This window comes from Streptomyces sp. NPDC022910 (genome assembly GCF_055561075.1).
The window spans coordinates 73,279-99,667 of sequence record NZ_JBVHHL010000001.1 but is presented as its reverse complement, the minus strand read 5'-3'; the positions used below and the strand labels follow the sequence as shown (position 1 = coordinate 99,667).

Annotated in this window: 28 protein-coding genes; 12 read left to right on the top strand and 16 right to left on the bottom strand. The window is 71.6% G+C overall.

The window, feature by feature from the left end; translation table 11 throughout:
* Positions 1-63: 63 nt before the first annotated feature.
* Together ACZ3TS_RS00520 and ACZ3TS_RS00515 are read left to right on the top strand one after the other, a co-directional pair.
* Complete coding sequence (locus ACZ3TS_RS00520) at positions 64-1,650, top strand: alkaline phosphatase D family protein (RefSeq protein ID WP_467611911.1); 1,587 nt, start codon at positions 64-66, stop codon at positions 1,648-1,650.
* Between the two features lie 292 nt (positions 1,651-1,942).
* Complete coding sequence (locus tag ACZ3TS_RS00515; protein ID WP_467611908.1) at positions 1,943-3,367, top strand: GNAT family N-acetyltransferase; 1,425 nt, start codon at positions 1,943-1,945, stop codon at positions 3,365-3,367.
* A gap of 103 nt (positions 3,368-3,470) precedes the next feature.
* Here the strand turns inward: ACZ3TS_RS00515 and ACZ3TS_RS00510 are convergent, their stop codons facing one another.
* Positions 3,471-4,694, bottom strand: a complete 1,224-nt coding sequence (locus tag ACZ3TS_RS00510; RefSeq protein WP_467611905.1) for a trans-sulfuration enzyme family protein — start codon at positions 4,692-4,694, stop codon at positions 3,471-3,473.
* 60 nt (positions 4,695-4,754) lie between these two features.
* Between ACZ3TS_RS00510 and ACZ3TS_RS00505 the strand changes: the two genes are divergently transcribed.
* Positions 4,755-5,258, top strand: a complete 504-nt coding sequence (locus ACZ3TS_RS00505) for an Lrp/AsnC family transcriptional regulator (RefSeq protein ID WP_467611902.1) — start codon at positions 4,755-4,757, stop codon at positions 5,256-5,258.
* A 55-nt stretch (positions 5,259-5,313) separates the two neighbouring features.
* Positions 5,314-7,008, top strand: a complete 1,695-nt coding sequence (locus ACZ3TS_RS00500; RefSeq protein WP_467611899.1) for a DUF885 domain-containing protein — start codon at positions 5,314-5,316, stop codon at positions 7,006-7,008.
* Positions 7,009-7,053: 45 nt separating this feature from the next.
* Here ACZ3TS_RS00500 and ACZ3TS_RS00495 read toward each other — a convergent pair whose 3' ends face one another.
* From ACZ3TS_RS00495 to ACZ3TS_RS00485, 3 genes are all read right to left on the bottom strand, one after another.
* Positions 7,054-7,899 (bottom strand): SDR family oxidoreductase, encoded by an 846-nt coding sequence (locus tag ACZ3TS_RS00495; protein WP_467611896.1) that lies wholly within the window; start codon positions 7,897-7,899, stop codon positions 7,054-7,056.
* Positions 7,900-7,963: 64 nt separating this feature from the next.
* The gene (locus ACZ3TS_RS00490; protein ID WP_467611893.1) at positions 7,964-8,479 is read right to left on the bottom strand and encodes an immunity 21 family protein; all 516 of its coding nucleotides are present in this window, start codon (positions 8,477-8,479) and stop codon (positions 7,964-7,966) included.
* A gap of 50 nt (positions 8,480-8,529) precedes the next feature.
* Positions 8,530-9,012 (bottom strand): rhodanese-like domain-containing protein, encoded by a 483-nt coding sequence (locus ACZ3TS_RS00485; RefSeq protein WP_467611890.1) that lies wholly within the window; start codon positions 9,010-9,012, stop codon positions 8,530-8,532.
* 123 nt (positions 9,013-9,135) lie between these two features.
* Here ACZ3TS_RS00485 and ACZ3TS_RS00480 point away from each other — a divergent pair, with 123 nt between their 5' ends.
* The gene (locus ACZ3TS_RS00480) at positions 9,136-9,582 is read left to right on the top strand and encodes an Lrp/AsnC family transcriptional regulator (RefSeq protein ID WP_467611887.1); all 447 of its coding nucleotides are present in this window, start codon (positions 9,136-9,138) and stop codon (positions 9,580-9,582) included.
* A gap of 6 nt (positions 9,583-9,588) precedes the next feature.
* Here the strand turns inward: ACZ3TS_RS00480 and ACZ3TS_RS00475 are convergent, their stop codons facing one another.
* The 5 genes from ACZ3TS_RS00475 to ACZ3TS_RS00455 form a co-directional block, all read right to left on the bottom strand.
* Positions 9,589-12,582, bottom strand: coding sequence for an AAA family ATPase (locus ACZ3TS_RS00475; protein WP_467611884.1), 2,994 nt, complete (start codon positions 12,580-12,582; stop codon positions 9,589-9,591).
* A gap of 37 nt (positions 12,583-12,619) precedes the next feature.
* Positions 12,620-13,783, bottom strand: coding sequence for an exonuclease SbcCD subunit D (locus ACZ3TS_RS00470; protein WP_467611881.1), 1,164 nt, complete (start codon positions 13,781-13,783; stop codon positions 12,620-12,622).
* A gap of 95 nt (positions 13,784-13,878) precedes the next feature.
* Positions 13,879-14,505, bottom strand: a complete 627-nt coding sequence (locus tag ACZ3TS_RS00465) for a YigZ family protein (RefSeq protein WP_467611878.1) — start codon at positions 14,503-14,505, stop codon at positions 13,879-13,881.
* Positions 14,506-14,596: 91 nt separating this feature from the next.
* Positions 14,597-15,163, bottom strand: a complete 567-nt coding sequence (locus ACZ3TS_RS00460; RefSeq protein WP_467611875.1) for a SixA phosphatase family protein — start codon at positions 15,161-15,163, stop codon at positions 14,597-14,599.
* Positions 15,160-15,843 (bottom strand): hypothetical protein, encoded by a 684-nt coding sequence (locus tag ACZ3TS_RS00455; protein WP_467611872.1) that lies wholly within the window; start codon positions 15,841-15,843, stop codon positions 15,160-15,162. The genes ACZ3TS_RS00460 and ACZ3TS_RS00455 overlap by 4 nt, the downstream gene beginning before the upstream one ends.
* A gap of 198 nt (positions 15,844-16,041) precedes the next feature.
* On the opposite strand from ACZ3TS_RS00455, the gene ACZ3TS_RS00450 reads away from it, so the two are divergent.
* The 3 genes from ACZ3TS_RS00450 (at position 16,042) to ACZ3TS_RS00440 (ending at position 17,905) form a co-directional block, all read left to right on the top strand.
* Positions 16,042-16,449 (top strand): CoA-binding protein, encoded by a 408-nt coding sequence (locus ACZ3TS_RS00450; protein WP_467611869.1) that lies wholly within the window; start codon positions 16,042-16,044, stop codon positions 16,447-16,449.
* Between the two features lie 34 nt (positions 16,450-16,483).
* Entirely contained in the window at positions 16,484-17,152 is a 669-nt protein-coding gene (locus ACZ3TS_RS00445) for a protein-L-isoaspartate(D-aspartate) O-methyltransferase (protein ID WP_467611866.1), read from the top strand.
* A gap of 570 nt (positions 17,153-17,722) precedes the next feature.
* Positions 17,723-17,905, top strand: coding sequence for a hypothetical protein (locus ACZ3TS_RS00440; protein ID WP_467611863.1), 183 nt, complete (start codon positions 17,723-17,725; stop codon positions 17,903-17,905).
* A gap of 8 nt (positions 17,906-17,913) precedes the next feature.
* On the opposite strand, the gene ACZ3TS_RS00435 is transcribed toward ACZ3TS_RS00440, so the two are convergent.
* The 6 genes from ACZ3TS_RS00435 to ACZ3TS_RS00410 all read right to left on the bottom strand — a co-directional run bounded on the left by ACZ3TS_RS00435 (position 17,914) and on the right by ACZ3TS_RS00410 (position 22,533).
* The gene (locus ACZ3TS_RS00435) at positions 17,914-18,774 is read right to left on the bottom strand and encodes an ABC transporter permease (RefSeq protein WP_467611860.1); all 861 of its coding nucleotides are present in this window, start codon (positions 18,772-18,774) and stop codon (positions 17,914-17,916) included.
* Positions 18,734-19,588 carry an ABC transporter ATP-binding protein gene (locus ACZ3TS_RS00430; protein WP_467611857.1) on the bottom strand — a complete coding sequence of 285 codons (855 nt, stop codon included), beginning with the start codon at positions 19,586-19,588 and terminating at the stop codon, positions 18,734-18,736. The genes ACZ3TS_RS00435 and ACZ3TS_RS00430 overlap by 41 nt, the downstream gene beginning before the upstream one ends.
* Positions 19,585-20,040 carry a MarR family winged helix-turn-helix transcriptional regulator gene (locus tag ACZ3TS_RS00425; RefSeq protein WP_467611854.1) on the bottom strand — a complete coding sequence of 152 codons (456 nt, stop codon included), beginning with the start codon at positions 20,038-20,040 and terminating at the stop codon, positions 19,585-19,587. Before ACZ3TS_RS00425 ends, ACZ3TS_RS00430 begins: the two co-directional genes overlap by 4 nt.
* A gap of 78 nt (positions 20,041-20,118) precedes the next feature.
* The gene (locus ACZ3TS_RS00420) at positions 20,119-21,129 is read right to left on the bottom strand and encodes a cation diffusion facilitator family transporter (protein WP_467611851.1); all 1,011 of its coding nucleotides are present in this window, start codon (positions 21,127-21,129) and stop codon (positions 20,119-20,121) included.
* Between the two features lie 161 nt (positions 21,130-21,290).
* Positions 21,291-21,842 (bottom strand): DinB family protein, encoded by a 552-nt coding sequence (locus ACZ3TS_RS00415; RefSeq protein ID WP_467611849.1) that lies wholly within the window; start codon positions 21,840-21,842, stop codon positions 21,291-21,293.
* Between the two features lie 31 nt (positions 21,843-21,873).
* A complete protein-coding gene (locus ACZ3TS_RS00410) occupies positions 21,874-22,533 on the bottom strand; it encodes a TetR/AcrR family transcriptional regulator (RefSeq protein WP_467611846.1) in 660 nt (219 codons plus the stop codon).
* Positions 22,534-22,679: 146 nt separating this feature from the next.
* Between ACZ3TS_RS00410 and ACZ3TS_RS00405 the strand changes: the two genes are divergently transcribed.
* The 4 genes from ACZ3TS_RS00405 to ppk2 all read left to right on the top strand — a co-directional run bounded on the left by ACZ3TS_RS00405 (position 22,680) and on the right by ppk2 (position 25,811).
* On the top strand, positions 22,680-23,237 hold the full coding sequence (locus ACZ3TS_RS00405; RefSeq protein WP_467611843.1) for an NAD(P)H-dependent oxidoreductase: 558 nt from the start codon (positions 22,680-22,682) through the stop codon (positions 23,235-23,237).
* Between the two features lie 255 nt (positions 23,238-23,492).
* Entirely contained in the window at positions 23,493-24,647 is a 1,155-nt protein-coding gene (locus ACZ3TS_RS00400) for an inorganic phosphate transporter (protein ID WP_467611840.1), read from the top strand.
* Positions 24,648-24,666: 19 nt separating this feature from the next.
* Positions 24,667-24,900 carry a hypothetical protein gene (locus ACZ3TS_RS00395; protein WP_467611837.1) on the top strand — a complete coding sequence of 78 codons (234 nt, stop codon included), beginning with the start codon at positions 24,667-24,669 and terminating at the stop codon, positions 24,898-24,900.
* Positions 24,901-24,923: 23 nt separating this feature from the next.
* The gene (gene ppk2, locus ACZ3TS_RS00390) at positions 24,924-25,811 is read left to right on the top strand and encodes a polyphosphate kinase 2 (RefSeq protein WP_467611834.1); all 888 of its coding nucleotides are present in this window, start codon (positions 24,924-24,926) and stop codon (positions 25,809-25,811) included.
* Between the two features lie 130 nt (positions 25,812-25,941).
* Here ppk2 and ACZ3TS_RS00385 read toward each other — a convergent pair whose 3' ends face one another.
* Positions 25,942-26,331, bottom strand: coding sequence for an ArsR/SmtB family transcription factor (locus tag ACZ3TS_RS00385; protein ID WP_467611831.1), 390 nt, complete (start codon positions 26,329-26,331; stop codon positions 25,942-25,944).
* Between the last annotated feature and the right edge of the window lie 58 nt (positions 26,332-26,389).

The window sequence follows — 26,389 nt, the reverse complement described above, 5'->3', positions numbered from 1 at the left end:
CTGCGGCGCACCAGTAGTTGTGGCAGTGCCTATTGGCCGGAACCGTCCACTGGAGGCACCTCCATGTCACACCGCCCCTTCCCGGGCCGCCGCAGCGTCCTGCGCGGCTCCCTGGCCGCATCGGCGGCCCTCACCCTGCCCACCGCGCTCGGCGCGGCACCGGCGTTCGCCCTGTCGGGGCGCCCGAAGGCGGGATGGGGCGTCCAGGCCGGTGACGTGACCGCCCACTCAGGTCTCGTCTGGGTGCGCTCCGACCGCCCGGCGCGGATGATCGTCGAGACCTCCGCGACCGAGTCGTTCCGCAATCCGCGCAGATGGCAGGGGGCGCTGCTGGGCGCGGACACCGACTTCACGGGCACGACGCGGCTGCACGGGCTGCCGGCGGGCGAGCAGATCCACTACCGCGTGCTCCTGGCCGACCCGGACGACCCGCGGCGCACCGGCGAACCGGTGACGGGCACCTTCCGTACGACGCCGCTCGGGCGCCGCCGCGGGGTGCGCTTCCTGTGGTCGGGCGACCTGGCGGGCCAGGGCTGGGGCATCAACCCCGACCTCGGCGGTTACCGCATCTACGACGCCATGGCGAAGCTCGACCCCGACTTCTTCCTCTGCAGCGGCGACAACATCTACGCCGACGGTCCGATCTCGGCGACCCAGGCCCTGCCCGACGGCAGCACCTGGCGGAACATCACCACCGAGGAGAAGTCGAAGGTCGCCGAGACCCTGGCCGAGTACCGCGGCAACTTCCGCTACAACCTGCTGGACGAGAACCTCAAGCGGTTCAACGCCCAGGTGCCGTCGATCATCCAGTGGGACGACCACGAGGTCCGCAACAACTGGTACCCCGGTGAGGTGATCGCCTCCTCCGACACCCGCTACACCGAGAAGAGCATCGACGTGCTCGCGGCCCGGGCGCGGCGCGCCTTCAGCGAGTACTTCCCGATCTCGAGCCTGCAGCCGGGTGACAGGAACGGCCGTGTGTACCGGGTCATGCGCCACGGACCGATGCTGGACGTCTTCGTCCTCGACATGCGCACCTACCGCAACGCCAACTCGGCCGACGACCAGACCGTCGACCCGCAGGGCATCCTCGGGGCAGAGCAGCTTGAGTGGCTCAAGCGGGAGCTGGCCGGGTCGCGCGCTGTGTGGAAGGTGATCGCCGCGGACATGCCGCTCGGCCTGGTGGTTCCGGACACCACGGAGAACAAGCCCAACATCGAGGCGGTGGCGCAGGGCGACCCCGGCGCGCCGCTCGGGCGGGAGCTGCAGATCGCTGAGCTGCTGCGGTTCATCAAGCACCGGAAGATCACGGGCACGCTGTGGCTCACGGCCGACGTGCACCACACCTCGGCCCAGCACTACCAGCCCTCGCGGGCCGCGTTCACCGACTTCGAGCCGTTCTGGGAGTTCGTCTCGGGACCGCTCAACGCCGGTGCGTTCCCGGCGAGCGCGCTCGACAACACGTTCGGTCCCGAGCGGGTGTTCGTGAAGGCGCCAACCGCCTCGAACGTCTCGCCGGCGGGCGGCTACCAGTTCTTCGGCGAGGTCGACATCGACGGTGACAGCGGCGAACTGACCGTCCGGCTGCGCGAGCAGGACGGGACGGTACTGTTCACCCAGGTGCTTCAGCCGGGACGCGTGGGCCAGTAACTCGCCTTCACCTAGGGTGGTTTGAGGACACACGGCCGAGCCGACGGCCGGCCGGGCCGGTTCCGCGATCGGCCCCCGGCTCGCGTACCCTCGGTCACCACGCCGCGCACCGGAGTCATCCCCCGGTGCGCGGCGCCCGACCGGGCGCGCTTTTCACCGGACGGTCGGTCCGCACCACCGTCGCTTTGTCAAAAGAACAACAAAAAGGACAGAAGCACACTTTACCCGCCAGACACAAAGCGTTTGTGATCACGCAACACCCTTCCTTCACAGTGGTTGCATGAGTCCAGACATGTCTGATGTGACGCGAGCGAAGCACGGTCGCCCGGTGCACCACTGGCGACGTGACCTGATCGAACTCGCCGCACTGTTCACGGCGGTCGCGGTGGCGGACGCGGTGGCCAACCTCGTCGGGCACGGACCCGACGGTCCCGCCCTGCTCGTGCTCTCGGCGGTGGCACTGGTCGCGACGGCCGGATTCCACACCTGGTGGGCACGCCGCCACGGTCATGCTCCGCCCACAGGTGATACCGGCGCCCGGCCGCTCGCCGAGGGGCGGCAGGCCGGGCCGTCCGGGACCGACGCCGACGGCGGGGCGACCGCGCTGTGGCGGATGCGGACGACGGTGAGGGACGAGCCCGGCTCGCTGGCCGCGCTGTGCACGGCACTGGCGGGACTGCGGATCGACATCCTGAGCCTGCAGACGCACCCCCTGGCGCAGGGCACGGTCGACGAATTCCTGCTGCGGGCACCGGCTGAGCTGGAGGCGGCCGGGATCACGCGGGCCGTCTCGCTGGCCGGGGGCACCGAGAGCTGGATCGAACGGGCCGACGCGCACGACCTGGTGGACGCCCCGACCCGGATCCTGGGTCTGGCCACGCGCACCGCACTGGACGCTGCGGAACTACCGCTCGCACTGCGCCAGTTGCTCGGCAGGTGCACCATCCGCTCCCTGCCCGCCGTCTCCCCCGGCTCGGGCCGGGCTCAGGAGGAGGCGCCCGTCGAGGGCGCCCTGGAGGACACGGTGATGCGGCTGCGGGCGCCGGAGGGCGGGGTGCTCACGGTGGAGCGGCCGTATCTGCCGTTCACGCCCGCGGAGTTCGCGCGGGCGCGGGCGCTGGTGGAGCTCGACACCCGGCTCGGTCCGCGCATTCCCCTCAGCCAGGACGTGCTGACGCTGCCGGAGGGCAACGCCATCACCGTACGGCGGGCCGACACAGCCGACCTGCAGGCGGCCAAGGAGATGCAGGCCCGGTGCTCGACGCGCACGCTGAGCATGCGCTACCACGGACCGGTCGGCGACGCGGACCGTTACCTCAGGCACCTGCTGAGCCCGCGGTTCGGCCGGACCCTAGCGGTACAGACGACGTCGGGCCTCATCGTCGGCCTCGGGCACCTTCTGTGGGACGGTGACGAGACGGAGGTCGCGCTGCTCATCGAGGACGAATGGCAGCGGCGCGGCATCGGCACGGAACTGCTCGGGCGTCTGGTGACGATGGCGGTCGAGGCCGGCTGCGAGAACGTCTACGCGGTCACCCAGGCGTCCAACACGGGCATGGTCGCCGCGATGCGCGGCCTCGGACTGCCCCTCGACTACCAGATCGAGGAGGGCACCCTCGTCATCACCGCCCGTCTGGACGCGACCCCGGTGGCCTCGCGTCTGCCGTACGGCCAGACACACGAGTCGCACCACGGCACGAGGGGCCCGCGGGACTGACCGCGCGCGGGCGCGCACTCGACGTGGAACGGCCCGGCGCACTCCGCCGGGCCGTTCGGCGTGCGAGGGCCCGGACCGCCCGCGAGCCCACGCCCCACCGGGTCTACCGCCCAGCGGTCTCCTGCTGCCGCCGGTGGCCCATCGTGCGCTCCGACCCCAACGCTCCCTCGAGATCGGCCCACAGGTCCCCGACGTCCTCCAAACCCACCGACAGCCGCAGCAACCGGTCGCTGACCCCGGCATCCCTGCGGTCCGTCGCGTCGACGATGCGGTGGCTGATGGACGCCGGATGCTGGATGAGGGTGTCGACACTGCCGAGGCTGACCGCCGGGGTGATCAGACGGGTCCCGGCGATCACCGCGTGCGGATCGCCGTGCACCTCGAAGGCGATCATCGCGCCGCCGATCCGTGGATAGTGGACGCGGGCCACCCGCGGGTCGGCGTCGAGCCGGCGGGCGAGTTCGGCGGCGGTGGCGGACGCGGCCCGGACCCGTACCGGCAGTGTGGACAGACCGCGCAGCAGCAGATAGCCGGCGAGCGGGTGGAGCACCCCGCCCGTCGCGAAGCGCACCTGGCGCAGCCGCCGCGCCAGCTCCTCGTCGCAGGCCACCACCCCGCCCATCACATCGCCGTGCCCGCCGAGGTACTTCGTGGCACTGTGCAGCACCAGTCGCGCCCCCAGCCCGGCGGGGCGCTGCAGCACGGGCGTCGCGAAGGTGTTGTCCGCCAGCAACGGCACGGAACCGCAGGCGTGGGCCACCGCACGCAGGTCTACTTCCGCGAGTGTCGGGTTGGCCGGGGACTCGACCACGACGAGGCCGGTGTCCGGGCGCAGGGCGTCCGCGATGCCGGCCGGATCGGTCCAGGTCACCTCGGAGCCGAGCAATCCGGCTGTCAGCAGATGGTCGCTGCAGCCGTACAGCGGCCGTACGGCGACGACATGGCGCAGCCCCAGCGCGTTCCGTGCGAGCAGGACCGCACTCAGCGCCGCCATGCCGCTCGCGAAGGCGACCGCGCTCTCGGTGCCCTCGAGCCGTGCGAGCGCGGTCTCGAAGCGGGCGACGGTGGGATTGCCGAGCCGCCCGTAGACGGGCGGGCCCACCAGCTCCGCGCCTTCGGCAGCGAAGGCGTCGAGACGGGCGGCCTCGCCACGGCTGTCGTGGGACGGGTAGGTCGTGGAGAAGTCGAGGGGCGGGGCGTGCAGCCCCTGCTCGGCGAGGTCCTCGCGTCCGGCGTGCACGGCCTCGGTGGCGAGTGCCCGGCGGGCGGGGAGATCCACTGCGCATCCGTCCTGCGCGTCGTACGCGACATGAGTACGGGAATCCATGGACGGCAGACTGAACACCGGCCGGGGCGATGGCAGAGAAACCCGTGTTACGTTCGGCAGATGACCGAATCCGTCGTACTGGACCCGGTGGACCTCCGCCTTCTGCGGCTGTTGCAGAACGACGCCCGGACGACCTACCGCGACCTGGCGGCGCAGGTCGGGGTCGCGCCCTCGACCTGTCTCGACCGGGTGACCAGACTGCGCCGCTCGGGCGTCATTCTCGGCCATCAGCTGCGCCTCGACCCTGCGAAGCTGGGGCGCGGCCTGGAAGCGCTGCTGTCCGTGCAGGTCAGGCCGCACCGTCGGGAGTTGGTGGGCCCCTTCGTGGAGCGGATCAGGGCGCTGCCCGAGTCCCGAACGGTCTTCCACCTCACCGGCCCCGACGACTACCTCGTGCATGTCGCGGTCGCGGACATGGCGGATCTCCAGCGGCTGGTCCTCGACGAGTTCACGGCACGGCGCGAGGTGGCGCGGGTGGAGACCCGGCTGATCTTCCAGCAGTGGGACTGCGGCCCCCTGCTGCCTCCGGGCCATGCCGTGCCGAAACCCGCTGAACAGACGTAAGCCGAGCGCGGAATCCCCGTGACGCGGACCACGTCGGCGTATCAGGATTGTGCGCATGTCAGACACCACCAGGAGCCCCCTGCCCCGGGAGGTCGCCGACGCCTATGTCGACGCCCTCGTCGCCCTCGACCCCGTCACCGGTACGTACCTCGGTGTGAAGGAGAGTTCGAGCAGCCTGCCCGACACCTCGCCCGCGGGCCAGGAGGCGCTCGCCGAGCTGGCGCGGGCGACCCTCGCCCGACTCGACGAGGCGGAGCGCCTGCCGGGCGCGGACAGTGACATCGAGCGCCGGTGCGCGCGACTGCTGCGCGAGCGCCTCACCGCTGAACTTGCGGTGCACGAGGCCGACGAGGGTCTCAGAGCGGTGGGCAACATGCACACCTCGGTGCACTCCGTGCGTGAGGTCTTCACGATCACGCCCGTCGCGACGGAGGAGGACTGGGCGGCGATCGCCGAGCGGCTGCGCGCCTTTCCCGCCGCTCTGCGCGGATACCGCGAGTCCCTCGCCCTCGGTCTGGAGCGCAAGCTGTACGCGGGACCGCGCCCGACCGCGACCTTCGTCGAGCAGCTCACCGAGTGGTCGGACACGGACGGCCAGGGCCGCGGCTGGTTCGAGGACTTCGTGTCCCAGGGTCCCGAGACGCTGCGTGCGGAACTGGACGACGCCGCCCGGGCGGCGACCGCGGCCATCGTGGAACTGCGGGACTGGGCGCGCGACGTGTACGCGCCGACGATCGAGGGCGCACCGAACACGGTCGGCCGCGAGCGCTACGCCCGCTGGGCCCGCTACTTCAACGGTACGGACCTGGACCTCGACGAGGCGTACGCGTACGGCTGGTCGGAGTACCACCGGATCCTCGGCGAAATGAAGAAGGAGGCCGAGAAGGTCCTGCCCGGCGCCGAGACACCGTGGGTGGCGCTCGCGCACCTCGACGAGCACGGCACCCACATCGAGGGGGTCGACGAGGTCCGTGGGTGGCTCCAGGGTCTGATGGACGAGGCGATCGGGGCGCTCGACGGCACGCACTTCGAACTGGCCGAGCGGGTGCGGAAGGTGGAGGCCCGCATCGCCCCTCCGGGAGGCGCCGCGGCGCCCTACTACACGGCCCCGTCCCAGGACTTCTCCCGCCCGGGCCGGACCTGGCTGCCGACCATGGGACAGAACAGGTTCCCGGTGTACGACCTGGTCTCGACCTGGTACCACGAAGGAGTCCCGGGCCATCACCTGCAACTCGCCCAGTGGGTGCACGTGGCGCAGAACCTCTCGCGCTATCAGGCGACGGTCGGCATCGTCAGCGCCAACGCGGAGGGCTGGGCCCTGTACGCCGAGCGCCTCATGGACGAGCTGGGCTTCCTCACCGACCCGGAGCGGCGACTCGGCTATCTGGACGCCCAGATGATGCGGGCCGTCCGCGTCATCATCGACATCGGCATGCATCTGGAACTTCCGATCCCGGCCGACTCGCCGTTCCACCCGGGCGAGCGCTGGACGCCGGAGCTGGCGCAGGAGTTCTTCGGCGCGCACAGCAGCCGTCCGGCGGACTTCGTGGAGAGCGAGCTGATCCGCTACCTCTCGATGCCCGGCCAGGCGATCGGCTACAAGCTGGGCGAGCGCGCATGGCTGCTGGGCCGTGAGAACGCCAGACAGCGCCGCGGCGACGCGTTCGACGCGAAGGCCTGGCACATGGCGGCCCTCTCGCAGGGGTCGCTGGGCCTGGACGACCTGGTGGACGAACTGTCGCAGCTCTGAGCGCCGACGCGCGGCCGGGCCGGGGCATCGCCCCGAGCCCGGCCGTCAGCGTCGGAAGCCGCCCTCCGAGTCGATGACCTGCCCGGTGATCCAGGCCGCCTCGTCCGTGGCGAGCCAGGCGATCAGACGGGCGGGGTCGTCCGGCACACCCCAGTGTCCGGCCGGGAAGCTCGCGGCGACGGCCTCGTACGCGTCACCGGTCAGGTAGTCGGTGTCCACGGGACCGGGGTTGATTGTGTTGACGGTGATGGCCTGCTCAGCGAGGGCGGTCGACAGCGAGCGCGTGATCGAGGCGAGGGCTCCCTTCTGGAGGGCGTACGCGATCTCGCCCGGCATGCCACCCGCGATGTCCTGCCCCGAGGTCATCATCACCACCCGCCCGCCCGGGCCACCCGGCGGCAACGCGGTGCGCAGCCGGGCGTACGCCTGGACCAGGAGAAGCACCGAGCGTGTGTCCACGGCCCAGTGGGCGTCCAGCATGGCGGCGTCGATGGTGTCGAGCGTGCCGTCGCTGCCGCTGAGCGCGTGGTTGGCGACGAGGATGTCGATCCGTCCGCCAAGCGCCTCGGCGGCCCTCTCGATCAGTGCGGCGGGGGCCGCCGGGTCGGAAAGGTCGGCCGGTCCGTCGGCCACGGGCGCGTCGGGATCGCCGAGCGCCGCGCGCACTCCGGCGACGACGTCCTCGGGGCGGTCGGCGCCCCAGGGCATGTCCGCGTCGTGCGGCACATGGTGGTGCAGATAGACGCCGGCACCGTATGCGGCCAGCCGCCGGGCCACCGCGTATCCGATGCCCGCGCGTCGGCTGGCCCCGGTGACGAGCGCGGTCCGCCCGCGCAGGGGCAGGACGTCGCGGCGAAGGTCTTCGGGAGCGGGGTGTGGGAGTCTCGGCATGAGCGCCATGATGCGGAAGGGAGGCGGGTGCCCGCACGCGCATTCACGGCGTCCCCGCCGTCCGTCAGTCCCCGGTCCTGCGCACCTGGACGAGCCCCATCCACACCTCAGGGCCGGGTTCCACGTACGCCGCCCGTACCGCGTACCGCCCCGGTTCGAGCGTCACGCGCAGATGGTCGGTGCGCACGGACTCCTTTCCCGGCCAGGCCGCGTCGAACAGCACCACGTCGCCCGGCACGTCCCACTGCACCTCCGGCTCCCAGTCCGCCGACCGGAGCGCATCGGGGAGGCGGTCGAGCAGCGCGGCCTCGGAGTCCGCGGCGCACCACCGTACGAACGTGCCGTGCTCCGGCAGGAAGGCAGTGGAGGCGGGCTCGTCCCCGAGCACCAGGGCACGGGTGTCACCGACCGGTACGAGACCGATGTACCCCTCGACCTCACATGCCCGGTCGTAGTCGGAGGACATCTCGTCGCCGTCGGCGCCCGCCCAGAACGGCAGGACCACCTCCGGTATCGCGATGAGCGGTCCGCCGCCCGACTCCACCCACTCGACAGCATCTTGATCCGCGTATCTGGCCATGCCCAGAAGCTACACGCAGGACGCGTAGCGGAGGCACACCTTCCAGCCGATCAGCAGCCGCAGTCCGCCGCCTCCTGCGGTGCCGTCAGCAGGTCGGCGGCGCGGCGCTCGCGAGCCTCCCAGGTCTCGAACTCGAAACCCTCGCGCACCCAGTACTCGAAGCCGCCGAGCATCTCCTTGACACGGAAGCCGAGTTCGGCGAGGGCGAGCGCCGCACGGGTCGCGCCGTTGCAGCCCGGACCCCAGCAGTACGTGACCACCGGCACCGACTTGTCGAGGAGCTGCTCGGCCTGTTCCGGGACGAGGGCGGTGGGCAGGTGGACCGCGCCGGGGATGTGGCCCTGGTCCCAGGCGGCGGTGGAGCGCGAGTCGAGGAGGACGAAGCCCGGGTCGCCGCCGGCCGACAGCGCGGCGGCGACGTCGGACACATCGGCGTGGAAGGCGAGGCTCGCCCGGAAGTGGGCGGCGGCCGCGGCGGGGGCGGCCGGAGGAACGCGCAGGACGGGGTTCACGGCAGTCGTGCCGATGCTCATGGTCGGGCCTTTCCGTGGCGGATCTCGATGTCCGGAAATCTACGGTCGTTGATCGACTTCCTGAAGGCGCGATCCACGGCACAGCCCTTGATCCGCCGGGGATTCTCCTGTTATTTCTCGGAAATGACCGCGTATTCCCCGGACGCCACCGACTGGCGCATCCTCGATGTCCTGCAGCGCGAAGGCCGCGCCAGCTATGCCGAGCTGGCCCGTGCCGTCTCCATGTCCCCGAGCGCGGTCACCGAACGGGTCCGCAGGCTGGAGGAGGCCGGAGTCATCCAGGGGTACGCGGCGGTCGTGGATCCGGAGCGCCTGGGCTTGCCGATCCTGGCGTTCGTCCGGCTGCGATACCCGAACGGCAACTACAAGCCGTTCCACGACCTCGTGTCGGCGACTCCCGAGATACTGGAGGCGCACCACGTCACCGGCGACGACTGCTTCGTCATCAAGGTCGCGGCGCGCTCGATGAGGCACCTGGAGGAGGTGTCGGGCAGGATCGGCGCACTGGGCTCGGTGACGACCAGCGTCGTTTACTCCTCGCCCCTGCCCCGCCGCCCCCTCGGCCGCTGAGCCTTGTCAGCCTGCTCCCCGCTGCCGCACGACCGATCCCGTCCTGCCCTTCACGACCTCCAACTGTGCGTGGATGCGCCGCCGCAGGTCCGCGACATGGCTGACGATGCCCACGCTGCGGTCCCGCTCCCGCAGTGAGTCGAGCACGTCGAGGACCTCGTCGAGGGTCTGGTCGTCGAGGCTGCCGAACCCCTCGTCGATGAAGAGTGTGTCGAGGCGGACCCCGCCGGCCTCGTCGGTGACGACGTCCGCGAGGCCGAGTGCGAGCGCGAGGGACGCGAAGAACGTCTCCCCGCCGGACAGGGTCGCCGTGTCGCGCTCCCGCCCGGTCCACGCGTCGACCACATGCAGTCCGAGGCCGCTTCGGCCCCGTCCGGAGCGGTCGTCCGAGTGAACCAGGGTGTACCGGCCCGACGACATGCGCTGCAGCCGTACGGTCGCGGCGGCCGCCACCTGTTCGAGACGGGCGGCGAGCACATATGACTCCAGTCGCATCTTGCGCTCGTTGTCGGCGGAGGTGCCGGCCGCCAGGGACGCCAGCCGGGCCACACGGTCGTACTGTTCGCGCAGGGGCGCAAGGCGCCGTACGGACGCGGTGGCACGCGCGGACAGCCGGTCGAGTTCCCCGCAGCGGCGGCCCGCCGCGTCCTGGGCGGACGCCGCCTCCTGGAGCCGGCGGGCCGCGGCCTCGGCAGCCCGTTCGGCGCCCTTAAGGTCGGTGGGCGGCTGCTGCGCGGCGGCCGCCGTGTCGGCCTCGGTGAGAACCGCGCGCACGGCTGCCTCCTCCTGCTCCCAGGCGTCGAGCCGCCGTTGCAGCTCGCGGTGACCCGCGCCGTCGAGGAGGGCGGCGGCCGCCGCCTGCGGGGTGTCGAACCCGGCGCGGAACGCGGCGTCGGCGAGGCGCGCGTCGGCGTCCTTGAGCCGCTGGGCGGTGTCCTCGGCGGAGCGTGCGGCGTCGGCGGCCTCGGTGAGCAGCGCGGCCCGGCGCTCGAGGTGCTCCGAGCGCGCGGAGACGCTCACCGCGTCACCTCGGACGCGGATCAACTCCTCTTCCAGTACCGCCCGTTCGCGGTCCAGGGCGTCCCGGCGGGAGACGCGGGCCGCCCCGCGCAGGGCAGCCTGTTGCCGGTCCGCGGCACGCCGCTCCCGCTCGTGCTCCGCCCGTCTCAGCTCCTCCTGCGCGGGGTGCAGCTGTCCGGCGCCCTCCCGTGCCGCACTGTGGAGCCGCTCCAGCTCCTCGGCCTGCTGCAGCAGTTGTACGGTCGGGGAGTCGCCGGCCTCGGCGGTGGCGGCGGCGAGTGCCTCCCGTACGACCCCGAGCCGCCGTTCGTCCTCGGCGCGCTCCTCCTCGGCGTGCCGATAAGCGGCCAGCGCCCGCTCCTCCGCCTCCCGGTCGACGTGTCCGGCGACCTTCCGTGCGGGCGCGGGGTGTTCCACCGCGCCGCAGACGGCGCAGGGTTCGCCCTCGACGAGCCCGGCGGCGAGTTCCGCGGCGATGCCCTTGAGTCGCTGTTCCTTGAGGTCGAGCCAGTGTTCGTGGGCCTTCAGCGCGCGTTCGCGGGAGGCGAGGGCACGGGCATGGGCGGCATCCGTGTCCCGGGCGAACTCGTCGCGCTGGCGGGCCACCCTCAGCCGTCTCTGCGCGGGCTCGCGCTGTACCGCGAGCTGCTCGGCCCGGGTGGCGTCCTGCTGTGCGGCGTCGATCCGGCCCTGCAGGGCCGCCCGGGTCTCCTCCCAACCGGCCAGCCACTCCTCGGCGTCCTGGAGGACCGCCTCGTCGGCCCGCTCCTCGCGGTCCAGGTCCGCCCGTTCGGCGGCGAGTCCGGCCAGGCGCTGTTCCGCGCGGCGGGCCGACTCCAGACCGCCGAGCTCCTCTGCGGCCCGGCGCGCGGCGGCGGCGAGCCCGGCCGCCCCGTCCTCCGCGAACGTCTCCGGGAGCTCGGCACGCAAGCGTGCCTCCTCTGCGGCGGCACGCCGGTGTTCGGTCTCCGCGGTCTCGCGCAGGTCGAGGGCGGGCGCCACGGCCTCGGCCTTGCGGGCGCGCTCCATGCGCACCTGCGCCGCACGGTGAGCGTCGGCCCGCTGCTCGAGCAGCGCCGCGCGCTCCCGGGCCTCGGCGAACCGCCGTTGGAGCCGGGCCCGTTCGCGTACGTCGTCGAGGACGCGTTCGGCGGCGGCCCGGGCCGACTCGGCGGCCGTGCGCGCGCAGTGCGCGATGGTGAGCCGCTCACGGGCCGTGCTGCGGGCGACGGCCGCCCAGCTCAGGACGGCGTCGGCGACCCCGGGGTCGCCCGGCGAGAGGTCCGGCAGGGGCAGGGAATCACCCGCCGCCTGCTGCATCCGGTGGGCGTCGGCGAGCAACGCGGCGTCCCCGTCCCTCACCTCTGTCTCCGCCGCCCGGCGCCGCTCGGCGAGGCGCTTTTCGACCTCGGCGAAGCGGTGGGTGTCGAACAGACGGCCAAGCAGCTTGCCGCGGGCCTCGGCGTCGGCGCGCAGGAAGCGGGCGAAGTCGCCCTGAGGCAGCAGCACGACCTGGCAGAACTGCTCACGGCTCATACCGAGCAGGTGGGTGATCTCCTCACCGATCTCCTGGTGGGAGCGGCTGAGGTCCTTCCAGGCGCCGGCCGCGGCGTCGTACTCGCGCAGCCAGCTCTGCGCCTTGTCCGTCGTCGTTCCGGAGCCGCGCTTCTTCGGACGCTCCCACGGCGGCTGCCGGGTGATCTCCAGCCGACGCCCGGCGACAGTGAGTTCGAGCCGTATCTCGGTGCGTGTCTGGCGTGCGGCGTGGTCGCTGCGCAGGGACAGTCCCTGGCCGCTCTGTCGGGCGCCGGGCACGGCGCCGTACAGCGCGTAACACACGGCGTCCAGGACGGACGTCTTGCCGGCGCCCGTCGGTCCGTGCAGCAGGAACAGGCCGGCGGCGGCCAGTTCGTCGAAGTCGACCTTCTGGGTGCCGCCGAATGGGCCGAAGGCCGTGATGTCGAGCCGGTGCAGCCTCACAGGGCTCCCTCCGTCTCCCGCTCATGCGCACACGTCGTCACCGGGCGATCTCCCTGACCGCCTCGTCGGCGCGCACCGCGTCGAACGCGTCCTGGAGCACGGCCCGTTCGCGTTCGTCGGGCCCCGCTCCGCGCACATGGGCCACGAAGTCCTCGGCGATCTCCTGGTCGGAGCGGCCCGCCAGCCGCCGGGCATACGACACTCCGGGCTCCTCCGGAGCACGCTCGGGCTCGAAGACGAGACTGAGGGTGTGCGGAAAGCGCTCGGTCAGCCGGGCCATGGGCTCGGCGGGCCGCACCGGGTCGGTGAGGGTGACCTCCACCCACGCCTCCTCGTGGCGCACAAGCTCCGGGTCCGCGAGCAGGTCCTCCAGCCGCCCCCGGATCCGGGCGAGGGGGCGCGGCACCGGGCAGTCGACGCGCTCGGCCGCGAGAGAGCCGTCGGGCCCCAGGTCGACGAGCCACATGCTCTTGCGGTGGCCGGCCTCCGAGAAGGAGTACGCCAACGGGGAGCCGGAGTAGCGGACCCGCTCGGTGATGGTCTGGCTGCCGTGGAGATGGCCCAGCGCCGCGTAGTCCACTCCCCCGAAGAGGCCGGCGGGTACCGCGGCGACCCCGCCGACCGTGATGTCCCGCTCACTGTCGCTGGGCTCGCCGCCGGTGACGAAGGCATGGGCGAGGACGACGGAGCGGGTGCCCGGCGCGCGGGTGGCGAGGTCGGCGCGGACCCGGTCCATGGCGACGGCGACCACCGCTTCGTGGCCCGCCTTCTGGACCCCGAACTCGTCCTTCACCAGGGCAGGTTCGAGATACGGCAGGCCGTAGAAGGCCACGTCCCCGTGCGCGTCGGCCAGCACGACCGGTGTTCCGCAGGCCGCGGGTTCCGTGCGCAGATGTATGCCCGCACGGCCGATGAGCCCCGCGCCGACGCCGAGGCGGCGCGCCGAGTCGTGGTTGCCGGAGATCATCACCGTGGGCACGCCGAGGTCGGCGAGGCGGTGCAGGGCGTCGTCGAACAGCTCGACCGCGGCCAGCGGTGGCACCGCCCGGTCGTACACGTCCCCCGACACGACCACCGCGTCCACGCCGCGCTCACGCACGGTCGCGACGAGGTGGCCGATGAACTCGGCCTGGGCATCGAGCATGTTCACGCGGTGGAACGCCCGGCCCAGATGCCAGTCGGAAGTGTGCAGCAGCCTCATGATCCCCGAGACTAACGGCCGGGTCTGACATCACGGGCGGTTACTCCTGTATCGGCCCGCCTGGGCCGACCGTCCGTCGGCGTCCGGTCGGTCCGTCATGCGTCCCCGTACGCCTCTCCGCCCGGTTCGAACCCGGCCGTGCCCGCGGTGACGTCCGCGAGCCACGCCCGGAAGGTCTCCACATCGGCGTCCGGCAGCCCGATCTCGATGGTGACGGCCTCCCCGTAGCGCACGTCCCGCACCTCACGGCCGGTCGCCCGCAGGTCGTTCTCGACCTTGCCCGCGCGCTGGTGGTCGACCGTCACCGTGGCGAGCCGGAAGCGACGGCGGGTGATGGTGCCGAGCGTGTCCAGAGCCTCGCCCACGGCTCCCCCGTACGCCCTGATGAGCCCGCCCGCGCCGAGCTTCACCCCGCCGTAGTAGCGGGTGACGACGGCCACGACGTACCGCATGTCGCGGCGCAGCAGCATCTGGAGCATGGGGACGCCCGCGGTGCCGCCCGGTTCGCCGTCGTCACTCGCCTTCTGGATCCCGGCGTCGGCGCCGATGACGTACGCGTAGCAGTTGTGGGTGGCGTCGGCGTGCTCCTTGCGGACGCCGGCGATGAAGTCCTGGGCCTCCTTTTCGGTGGCGGCCGGGGCGAGGGCGCACAGGAAGCGGGAGCGGTTGACCTCGGTCTCGTGCACGCCCGGGCGGGCGACTGTGCGGTACTCGTCCTGCATCGGACCAGCGTATGCGGCGCCCGCGCGGGCGCCGCACGAGGGCCGGGACGCCGCCCCCGGATCCATGACGGCCGGTCCCCCGCTCCTTCTGCTACTTCTGCTTCTCTTGCTTCTTCGGCTTCTTCTTGCCCCTCGGCACGGTCACATCCGTCAGGAGTGCCGTGCCGGGGGCGAGGGAGCCCCAGGTGCCGCTGTGCCAGGCGAGGACGGCGATCGCCGAGGTGGGGAACTTCGTACGGACCCGGTCCAGCGTGTCGTCGAGTTCGTCCCCGGCGAGTTCCACGACCAGCTCCTCGAGCCCCGGATTGTGACCGATCAGCAGCAACGTGCGTACCGCGGCGGGCACTTCGTGCACGGCCTCCAGCAGATCGGGCACATCGGCGGCGTACAGCCGCGGGTCGAGCCGTACGGGCGGCGGGGTGCCCCACTGGGCCGAGGCGAGCTCCCAGGTCTGGCGGGCGCGGACGGCGGTCGAGCACAGCGCGAGATCCGGCAGGCAGTCGGCCGCGGCGAGCGCGCGTCCGGCGGCCGGGGCGTCCCGGCGGCCGCGTGGCGCGAGCGGCCGTTCGTGGTCCGCGACGCCGGCGGGCCAGGCGGACTTGGCGTGCCGCAGCACGACGAGTCGGTGCAGCGGGCCCGCGCCGGAACGGGTGATCATGTCCAGGCCCCGATCTCGCGGGTGAGTTCCAGGCCGAGCAACCGGTCGGCGAAGGCGTACGTCTCGAAGCGCGCCCCGTCCGGCATGTCGTGGGCGCTTTCCACGCGCCGCAACACCTCCAGGACGGCCGGCACGTCGAGATCGTCCTCCCAGGCGGCGCGCAGCTCGTCCCGTACCCGCTGGGGGATGGGTTTGGAGGGGCGGTTCGCCCACGACGCGACGGCCTTGCGCCAGTGTGCGAGCGTGTCCCGCGCCTCGGCCAGGACGGCGGTGTCGAGGTCCACGGGATGCCTGCGCGGGCGGGCGAGCAGGGCGAGACGGACGATCGACGGCGGTGCGGCGGTGTCGGCGGGTCCGGTGGCCGGGGCGACCTCGAGGTGTACCCCGTCGGGTGCGGTGCCCCGCGTCCCGAGGACGTGCAGTACGCGTCCGACACCCGGCGCATCCGGCTCCATGGGCCGGATACCGAGGTCGCCGGCGCGTAGCCGGAGTGCGGCGGGCGGAGTGGCGACGGTGACGACGGGCGTTCCCCCCAGTTCCAGGGCCCGGGCCAGCACGTCGGCCACGAGCAGGACCCGCAGAGCCGAGGTGTCGGCGCCGGCCACGTGCGCGTGGACGCGGATCAGGCCCGGGCGGACCTCTGTGGGCTCGCCGCTGCGGGCGTCGATGATACGGAGCACGGGGTGAGCGTAGGCGGACGAGGCTCCCGGCGCAGGGAGGCGGGCACCGTTCCGGACACGCGCACCCCGTCGGATCACCGGACCGATGTCCCGCAGCCGGTTCGCCGGCCTGAAGGAATCCCCGTCTGCCATCCGCTGTTGCCACCACAGCAGGCGGCGCGGGACTGCCGCGCCGCGGAACGTCGAAGGAGACCGGCCGTGTACGGCGACTCAGCAACGATCCGCAAGATCCTCACCGAGCTGGGCGACACCTGGGCGGTCGTGGGCCTGTCCACGAATGAGAGCCGAGCCGCCTACCGGGTCGCCGCCGTACTGCAGCGCTTCGGCAAGCGCATCGTGCCGGTCCACCCGAAGGCCGAGACGGTCCACGGCGAGCAGGGCTACCCGTCGTTGGACGCGATCCCGTTCCCGGTCGATGTCGTCGACGTCTTCGTGAACGGCGACCTGGCGGGGCCGGTCGCCGACGAGGCCGTCGCGATCGGCGCCAAGGCAGTCTGGTACCAGCTGGGTGTCATCGACGAGCAGGCGTACGACCGTACGCGCGAGGCGGGCCTCGAGATGGTGATGGACCGCTGCCCGGCGATTGAAATCAATTCCCTCGGTTAGTCGGACCTGTGCCGGCGGTGGGGGTGAGTCGCCCGTGAACTCGAACTCTGTACCCCGCAAACCTGAAGATCTCGTGCGGGCCCTCAGAGCTGCCGGTATCAGGAACGAGCGGCTGCTCGAGGCCGTGCGGACGACGCCCCGGGCGGAATTCGTCCCTGCCGATCAGACGGCTGCCGCCTACCGGGATATACCCGTACCGATCGGGCAGGGGCAGGTCACGACGCAACCGTCGTTGTCCGCCATGATGATCGAGAGCCTTGATCTGGACGGGAGCGAGCACGTCCTCGAGGTCGGTACCGGCCTCGGCTTCCAGACCGCGCTGCTCGCCCGGCTGGCCGCCGACGTGGTCAGTATCGAGATGCGGCCGGACATCGCCCGGCAGGCACGGGGCAATCTCACGAGGCAGGGCGTGCGGAACGTGGAGTTGCGGGTCGGCGACGGCAGCGGCGGTGTGCCGAGCCGGGCTCCGTACGACGCGGTCGTGGTGTCGGCCGCGTTCCCGGAGGTGCCCGCACCGCTGGTCGCGCAGATGCGGCCGTCCGGCCGCCTCGTGCAGCCGATCGGTCCGGGTGGGCACGAGCTGGTGGTGTGCTTCGTCCGCACCGCGTCGGGGCTGGAGGAGTGGCGGGTTGTGACAGCGGCGTGCTTCGTCCGGTTGCAGGGACGGTACGGGTTTCCGCGGGACGACGCGGATGCGACCTGAGGGACGGCACGGACCTGCGCCGCAGGGCCTCCCCGGCGGCTCGGTCGAACCGTCGGTGCGGATGAGGTGGCGGTCGCCGTCGACCGGCGGGTTGTCGGGGCGTCGGAGTCGGCGTCCGGCCTACCCGAACGGCTGGACGGCAGGCGACCCAACGAGTGAACGGATGTGCGGGTCAGGCGTGTCCAGGTTGCCCTCGCGGATATCGTCGATAGCGCGAAGCAACTGGTCAGGCGGCGACGAGGAGTCTGCCCCGCCACCGCCGCGTCGACGAGACGGAGCCCCAGGGGGCTCCCGACTCGCCGGACTCTATGACGCCGTCCCGCCGAACTCGCGGAGCAGGACAACGCGGTCAGTGGTGTCCAGCCGCTCGACGTACGGGCGCCGCACCATGCCGACCGGGTGGAGGAAGGCTTCCTCGGTTTGGATCCGCCCTCCCTTCCTGGACCACGCCGCCGCCGTCCGCAGTCGACGGGCGCCGTTCGATGACAGGCGTCCGCCTGCGTTCGCTGAGGTCTTCGCGCAAGGGCGAAGCCTCTCGGAAGCGGCGGGCGGGACCGTCAGGGAGGCAGTATGTGGACCGTGCTGGAGCAAGTGGCCGCAGCTGCTCCGCAGCTCTTCGTTTACGTCGTCGGCCTCTTCGTCGTCATGATCCTTCTCTCTCTCGTCATCAGCCTGCGCCAGGCGGAGGCGTCGGAACGTCCCGAGATCATCAGGGCCCTGGCGGATCTGATGGCCTTCTGGAAGAAGAGGTGACCGCTGTGTCAGCGGGCCAGCCGCCCCAGCAGCGAAGAGGCGGAGGTGATGCCCAGGGCCGCGGCCACCACCAGGACGGCGAAGTCGGGCAGCAGATGGGACGGCGTGCCCAGCAGGAGCCCGCGCAGGGCGTCGACCTGGTAGCTCAGGGGATTGACCTTGCTGACGGCCTGGAGCCAGCCGGGCATGACGGACACCGGGTAGAGGGCGTTGGAGCCGAAGAACAACGGCATGGTGATCGCCTGGCCGATACCCATCAGACGGTCACGGGTGAGGACGATGCCCGCGATCGTCATCGACAGACAGGAGAAGAAGGCCGACCCCAGGACCACCGCGAGCGCCACGCCCAGCAGGCGCAGGGGGTTCCAGGTCATCGCGACGCCCAGCACCGCCGCGATGAGGACGACCACGATGGCCTGGATCAGCGCCTTCACCCCGGCGGCGAAGGCCTTCCCGGTGATGAGCGCTGCCCGCGGGGTCGGTGTGACCAGCAGCTTGGTGAGGATCCCCGCGTCCCGCTCCCAGATGATCATGATGCCGTAGAAGATGGCGATGAACATCGCGGACTGGGCGATGATGCCCGGCGCCAGGTAGTCGAGGTAGGGGATGCCGCCGGTGGGTATCGCCCTGATCCGGGTGAACGTCTCGCCGAAGATCAGCAGCCACAGCGCCGGCTGGACCGCACGGGTGTACAGCTCGGTGCGGTCGTGGCGCAGCTTCTGCAACTCGACGGCGCACATCGCGCCGACCCGTGCGGGCAGCACTTTCCAGCCGGTACGGGCGCGCGGCGGAGTCAACAGCAGGTCGAGCTCCGCCGGGTGGGTGGCTTCAGCCGACACGGGACGCGGTGCGGCGGGTGCTTCGGACATCGCGGAAGTCTCCTGACTGGTCGTCGAGTCCGCTGCCGGCGACGTCGCGGAAGACGTCCTCCAGGGTCGGCAGAGGGCCTTCGGTGCCGAGCCGTGCCCCGAGACCGCTCCTCAGCTCGTCGGGCGTGCCGAGGGCGCGGACGCGACCCCGATGCATCAGGGCGACCCGGTCGCAGTACTGGTCGGCCTCGTCCATGTAGTGGGTCGTGACGAGGACGGTCATACCGGTGGCGGCGCGTACGGCGTTGATGTGCTCCCACACGTTGGTCCGGGCGATGGGGTCGAGCCCGATGGTCGGCTCGTCGAGGATCAGCAGCCGGGGCGCGCTCACCAGGGCCTGGGCGAGTTCGAGCCGGCGGACCATGCCGCCCGAGTACGTCTTCGCCAGCCGGTCGGCCGTGGACGTGAGGTCGACGGCCGTGAGCGCCTGCTCGACACGCCGGGCACGCTCGCGACGGGAGACGTCGAACACGCGGGCGAACAGGGCGACGTTCTCGCGGCCGGTGAGCCCGGAGTCGGCGGAGAGCTGCTGCGGCACATAGCCCAGCAGTCGCCGTACGGCCATGCGTTCGCGGGTCGCGTCGTGACCGAAGACGCGGACCATTCCCGCCGGGACCGGAAGAAGGGTGGTGATGCAGCGGATGGCGGTGGTCTTGCCGGCTCCGTTGGGGCCGAGCAGTCCGAACACCTCGCCGTCGCGGACGGAGAGGTCGAGCCCGTCGACCGCGTTCGTCTCCCCGAAGGAGTAGCGCAGTCCGGCACAGGTGACGGCGTCGACAGCCGGTGCCTCGCCGTCCGTCGCGTTTCGCGTCATGTCTCCTCGGCCTCCTCGCGCAGGTTCTCCGCCAGCTTGCGCAGAGCCGGAAGGGCCGCCTCCAGCGCCTTGCGGTCCACCTCGTCGAGGCGGGCCATCTGTCGGCGCACGAGTGCCGTGCGCCGCTCGCGCCAGTCGCGCAGCCGCGCCTGGGCCGCCTCCGTGGGCACCAGTCGCGCGGCCCGCCGGTCGGCGGGGTTCGTCTCGCGGATCAGATAGCCGTCCCGCGCCAGTTGGTTGACCAGCGTCGAGACCGAGTTTCCCGCCAGATACAGCTCCTTGGCGGCGACCGACACACCGATCCCCGGCCGCTCCACGACCAGGCGCAGCAGCTCGACCTCGGCACCGCGCAGCCGCGGCGCCGTCATCTCACGGCGCAGCCGCCGCCGGATCAGCCGCTGCACTCCGACGAGCGCGCCGGCCAGGTCGTCGGCAAGGCTCTCTGGTTCCACACCTCCGAGATTAGCTCTGTGTCAGAGGTATTCGAGGAAAGGAATGGTCAAGATGGAGGACGGGACCGGCCGGCGCCGTCAGTGGTGGTGCGGTTCCTCCCGGTGCACCGGGCCGTGCGGGGCCTCGCAGTGCGCGGAGTCCTCCGCCGTGCTCCGGTCGCCGGGCAGCGCCACCTGCAGGACCTGCTCGGGGGTGTGGTCGACCTGGAGATTGGTGTGGGTGATGCCGTAGTCGTGACGCAGGACGTCCTCGAGGTCGCGGCGGACGGCATGACAGTCCCCGCCGGGCTCGACCAGGACGTGCGCGGACAGCGCGGCCTGGCCGGAGGTGATCTGCCAGACGTGCAGGTCGTGTACCTCGACGACGTCCGGCCGGGCGACGAGCCGGTCGCCGAGCGCGTCCGGGTCGACGTTCGCGGGCGCCGCCTCCAGGAAGATGCGGCCGGATTCGCGCAGCAGCCCGTACGCCGCCTTCACCATGAGCGCGACGACCACGAGCGTGGCGATGGGGTCGGCACGCTCGAAGCCGGTCAGGACGATGACCAGTGCGGCGACCGCGGTGCCGACGAAGGCGAACAGGTCGTTGAGGATGTGCTGGTAGGCGCCCTCCACATTGAGGGAGGTGCGGTTGGCCTTGGAGATGCACCAGGCGGCGGCCACGTTCACGGCGATGCCGACGAGCGCGGTCACCAGCATCGGTCCGCCCGCGACCGCGGGTGGGGCGATGAGGCGCCGTACGGCCTCGTACGCGAGCCACGCACTCAGCAGGAGCAGCGTGAGGCCGTTCACCTGGGCGGAGAGGATCTCCGCGCGCTTGAGCCCGTAGGTGTAACCGCCGCGGGCCGGGCGGGCGGCGAGCCGCATCGCGATCAGGGCGAGCACGATGGACGCGGCGTCGGTGAGCATGTGGGCCGCGTCGGAGATCAGGGCGAGGGAGCCGGCGAGGACACCGACCACGACCTCGGCCGCCATGAACACGGTGATCAGGGCGAGCGCCAGGCCCAGCCACCGGCGGTCGGCGTCGGCCGACACACCATGGGAGTGCCCGGCGTGGCCGCCCGGGCCGTGGTCGTGATAGTGGTCGCTCATAGGGTCCGCCTTCCCCCCTCGCATCGAGTGCCTCGACCGCAGTGAAACGCATCGTTACGCCCCTCGGCAAAGGCTGCACCGGTGACCGTTGTCATGTCCGATAGTACGCCTCTGACCTGCATAAACGTCATGGGCTCAAGCGGCGCGCGGCGGGGCGCCCCTCACACGCCGATCGCCCCGTCGATGCGCTCCCGCAGCAGGTCCGCGTGGCCGTTGTGACGGGCGTACTCCTCGATCATGTGGATGAGCACCCAGCGGAGCGAAACAGTGCCGCGCCAGGAGTCGTGCCCCTCGACGTCGAGATGGGGCGCGTCGGCGACGAACGCCTGGGCGAAGGCGATCTCGGCGCGCCAGGCCTCCCAGGCCCGGGAAACTACCTCCGGGTCGGGGATCGCGCCGGTGAAGTCTCCGTCCGGGTCGGACGGCGTGCAGAACAGAGGTGGAACGTCCTGACCGGCCAGGACCTGCCGGAACCAGCGGCGTTCGACGTCGGCGAGGTGGCGCACCAGACCGAGCAGCGAGAGCGTGGACGGTGCCACGGAGCGCTGCGACAACCGCGTGCCCAGGCCTTGGCACTTGAGTTCCAGCGTGGCGCGCTGCGCGCCGAGGAAGTCGACGAGGAGGGTGCGTTCTTCGCCCGTGGCGGGGCCGAGGACGCGGGGGTCGCGCTCGGCCGGGACGAACATCTCGGCTCTTCTGCTCGGAGTGGTCATGTCCACCATCATCGGGCGCGGGGTGAGTGCGTCAGTCGGTACATCGGCCCGTGAACCGGTCCACCAGGTCGTACCAGCCGACCTCCAGGCGCTCCAGGGACATCCCGCGCCCGGTGAGCAGGTGGTCGATGAGCACCGTCTCCAGATAGCCGAGCAGCGTGTGCGCGACGAGCTCGATGTCGCCGTCGGCCCGCGCCTCGCGCAGCAGCATGCAGACGTGGGCCAGCCGGAACTGGTACGGCGGACTCGTACGGCGGCGGCCCGGCTCCGCATGGGCGGCCAGGTACAGGTCCCGGTGGGCGTGTTCGTGCCGCATGGCTGCCGAGCCGAAGGCGTGCAGCCGCTCCGCCGCGGGCGCCCCCGGGCCGACCGGCGGCGACCCGGAGATCAAGGCGGCCTGGAGCTGCTTCTCCTGATGACTGAGCAGCTCCACGAGCAGACCCGTGCGGTCCCCGAACCGCCGGAAGACGGTGCCCTTGCCCACCCCTGCACCACAGGCGATGTCTTCCATGGTCACGTTCGCGATGCCGCGCTCGGCGGCCAGCCGGGCAGCCACCTCCAGCAGCCGGATGCGGTTGCGCGCGGCATCGGCGCGCAGATGCAGGGGCTCGCCGCTCGGCATGAGGGTGAGGTCCGTCAGGCCGTCGCGGTTGCCCTGCGGCGCGGAGGAGAGCGGAAGCGGCTCGGTCATGTGAGTCAGCCTAGCGCCCGGGAAGACAATCGGACCTCGGTCCGCTTAGCGTGATAGAAGTGGACCAGGGTCCGGTTAGAGTGGTACAACATTCAACGGACTCAGACAGTCCGTTTGTACTGATCGCACATCCTGGGAGCTTTGCCATGTCCGTACGCATTCTCGCCCTGGTCGGCAGCCTTCGCGCCGGTTCGCACAACCGCCAGCTCGCCGAGGCCGCCGTGAAGCACGCCCCCGAAGGCGTCGAGGTGGTGCTGCACGAGGGTCTGGCCGACGTGCCCTTCTACAACGAGGACATCGACGTCGAGGGCAACGTGCCCGCGGGCGCCGCCGCGCTGCGCGCCGCTGCCGGCCAGGCCGACGCTCTGCTGCTCTTCTCGCCCGAGTACAACGGCACCATCCCGGCCGTCCTGAAGAACGCGATCGACTGGCTGTCCCGTCCGTACGGCGCCGGCGCCCTGTCCGGTAAGCCGGTCGCCGTCGTCGGCACCGCGTTCGGCCAGTACGGCGGCGTGTGGGCGCAGGACGAGGCCCGCAAGGCAGTGGGCATCGCCGGCGGCACGGTCGTCGAGGAGGCCAAGCTGTCCATCCCCGGCTCCGTTACCCGCTTCGCCGAGACCCACCCGGCGGACGACAGCGAGGTCATCGAGGGTCTGACCAAGGTCATCGACCAGCTCTCTCAGGCCGCCCCCGCCGCCGCCTGATCTCCCGGGATCCGGGCCCGTCGACGGTCCGGTCCGTGACACGGCTGTGGGCCAGGACCCGCCGTCCTGGCCCACAGCCGTGTCCGCGCCCCACCGGGACGGCCTTCGCCCACCCGGAAGCGGTCGCCTACCCCGTCGGCGCGCCGCCAGACCCCTGTCCGGCCGTGCTTTCGGTGCCCGTTCGCCCACCAGACACACGGCCCGGCTTCGCGTGTGATTCGCCGTCAGTACGCCTTGGGTTGCTTAGATCGGGGAATGGACCACATCACGTTCCTCGTGGCCGTCGTCATCGTCACGGCGCTGGCCTTCGACTTCACGAACGGATTCCATGACACCGCGAACGCGATGGCGACCTCCATCGCCACCGGCGCCCTCAAACCGAGGACCGCGGTCCTGATCAGCGGCGTGCTGAACGTCGTCGGCGCCTTCCTGTCCACCGAGGTCGCGAAGACCATCTCGGGCGGCATCGTGGACGACACCCTGGTGACCCCGGAGATGATCTTCGCCGGGCTGGTGGGCGCGATCCTGTGGAACCTGCTGACCTGGCTCCTCGGACTGCCGTCGAGTTCGTCGCACGCGCTGTTCGGCGGTCTGGTGGGGGCCGTGTGGGTGGGTGCGGGCAGCCACGGCGTGCATTTTGACAAGGTTGTCGAGAAGGTACTGATCCCGGCCGTCGCCTCCCCCGTCGTGGCCGGCGTCGCCGCCCTGCTGGCCACCTACCTCGCGTACCGGATCACCGCCCGGGCCCGCAAGGAGTCCGTGACCAGGGGCTTCCGCCTCGGCCAGATCGCCTCGGCCTCACTGGTCTCCCTGGCCCACGGCACCAACGACGCGCAGAAGACCATGGGCGTGATCACTCTCACGCTGATCTCGGCCGGAGCGCTCGGACACGACGCGGGTCCGCCGGCGTGGGTGATCGCGTCGGCCGGTCTGGCCATCGGTCTGGGCACCTACCTGGGCGGCTGGCGGATCATCCGCACGATGGGCAAGGGCCTGACGGACATCCAGTCGCCGCAGGGCTTCGCCGCCGAGGCCGCGTCCACCACCGTCATCCTGACCTCCGCCCACCTCGGTTTCGCCCTGTCCACCACGCAGGTCTGCTCCGGCGGCATCCTCGGCGCGGGTCTAGGACGACGGCTCGCCGAGGTGCGCTGGGGCACCGCGGGCCGCATGGTGATCGCCTGGCTGGTCACGCTCCCGGCTGCGGCACTGGTCGGCGGCGTGTCCGCGAGCGTGGTGAAACACGGCGGGAACGCCGGCACCGTGGTGATCGCCCTCGTCGCCGCCGCCGTCGCGGCGTTCATCGTGGTCGCCTCGCGCCGCAATCCGGTCCACGCGAACAACGTGAACGACAGCCACAAGGTCACCATTCGCAGCATCTCCCCCACGAGTGTCGGCACCGCCGCCTGAGCCAGGAAGAGTTCGAGCCATGCACCTTGACTGGACCGCCCTCGGCGAGGTCACCGGGGTCAGCATCGGAGTTACCGTCGGGGTCGTCGTCGTCTTCGCGCTCGGCGTCCTCGGCCTCGCACAGGTCGAGGCCGCCCGTGAGCGGGACGGCGGCACCCACGCCCTCGGCATCGCCCAGGCCGGGCTCTGTTTTCTGGCCTGTGCTGCCGTGGTCGCGTACGGGATCTATCTGATCGTGCCGCAGTTCCACTGAGACGCGCGGGGAAGGACGAGGGGATGACACCTCTGGTGACGGACGGCCTGCGGGTCGACTACACCGACCACGACGACCCGGTGCTGCTCAGGCCCGACGGCAGGCCGGTGGAGACCTGGCGGGAGAACTACCCGTACGACCAGCGGATGGAGCGCAAGGAGTACGAGTGGCACAAGCGGCTCCAGCAGATAGAGCTGCTGAAGCTGCAGAGCTGGATCAAGGAGAGCGGCAGGCGGCTCGTGATCGTCTTCGAGGGCCGGGACGCGGCCGGCAAGGGCGGCACGATCAAGCGTTTCACCGAGCATCTCAACCCGCGCGGCGCCCGGGTGGTGGCGCTGGAGAAGCCGACCGAGCGCGAGCGCGGGCAATGGTACTTCCAGCGGTATGTCGAACACCTCCCGACCGCGGGGGAGATCGTCATGTTCGACAGGTCCTGGTACAACCGGGCCGGTGTCGAGCGCGTGATGGGCTTCTGCACGGACGACGAGTACCGCCGCTTCATGCGCCAGGCGCCGCTGTTCGAGCGGATGCTGGTGGACGACGGCGTGGACCTGGTGAAGTTCTGGTTCTCCGTCTCGCAGAGCGAGCAGCGCACTCGTTTCACGATCCGCCAGGTCGACCCCGTACGGCAGTGGAAGCTGAGCCCGATGGACCTGGCTTCCCTGGATCGCTGGGACGACTACACCGCCGCCAAGGTCGCCATGTTCCGCGAGACGGACACCGACTTCGCGCCGTGGACCGTGGTGAAGAGCAACGACAAGAAGCGGGCGCGCGTCGAGGCCATGCGCAGCGTCCTGGCCCGCTTCGGTTACACCGACAAGGACGCAGAGGTGGTCGGCAGGCCCGACCCCAGCATCGTGGGCGCTGCGGCGAACCTGCTGGAGGCGGGCGAGGACGACAGCAACCAGTGAACGGACTCCGCGGGCGCTGGGCCCAGACGTGCGTCGACGCCACGGCCTCGCGCACCTCCTCCTGGCTCAGCGCCTCGTCGTCCCGTTCCGCGTGCTCAGGGGTGCGCGCCGCGCTCGTACGGCCAGACCGTCAGTCGTCTGCCGGGCGGTTGGTGAGCCGATGGTCGGCCAGGCTGAGCGCCTCGTCCACGACCCGGCGCAGATGGCCGTCACGCAGCGAGTGGATCACGCGACGGCCCACCTTGCGCGTGTCCACCAACCCTGCCAGCCGCAGCCGCGCCAGGTGCTGGCTGACCGCGGGCCGGGCCGCGCCGCACGTCTCCGTGAGCGTGGAGACGTCGGCCTCTCCACCGGCCAGGGCGTGCAGCAGGGTGAGCCGGGTCCGGTCGCCGAGCAGTGCGAGCAGCTCGGCGGCAAGGGCGAACTGCTCCTCACCGGGGACGCGGGGATGACCGTCCGCCGCGCCGCCCGTGCGCGGCTGCGCACCATGTGCAGGTGATAGGTGCATGCGTGCGCTCATACGCACATAATGGCCCGTGGGGGCGAACACGTCCACTGCCGCGCGGCGGAAAGGGGCC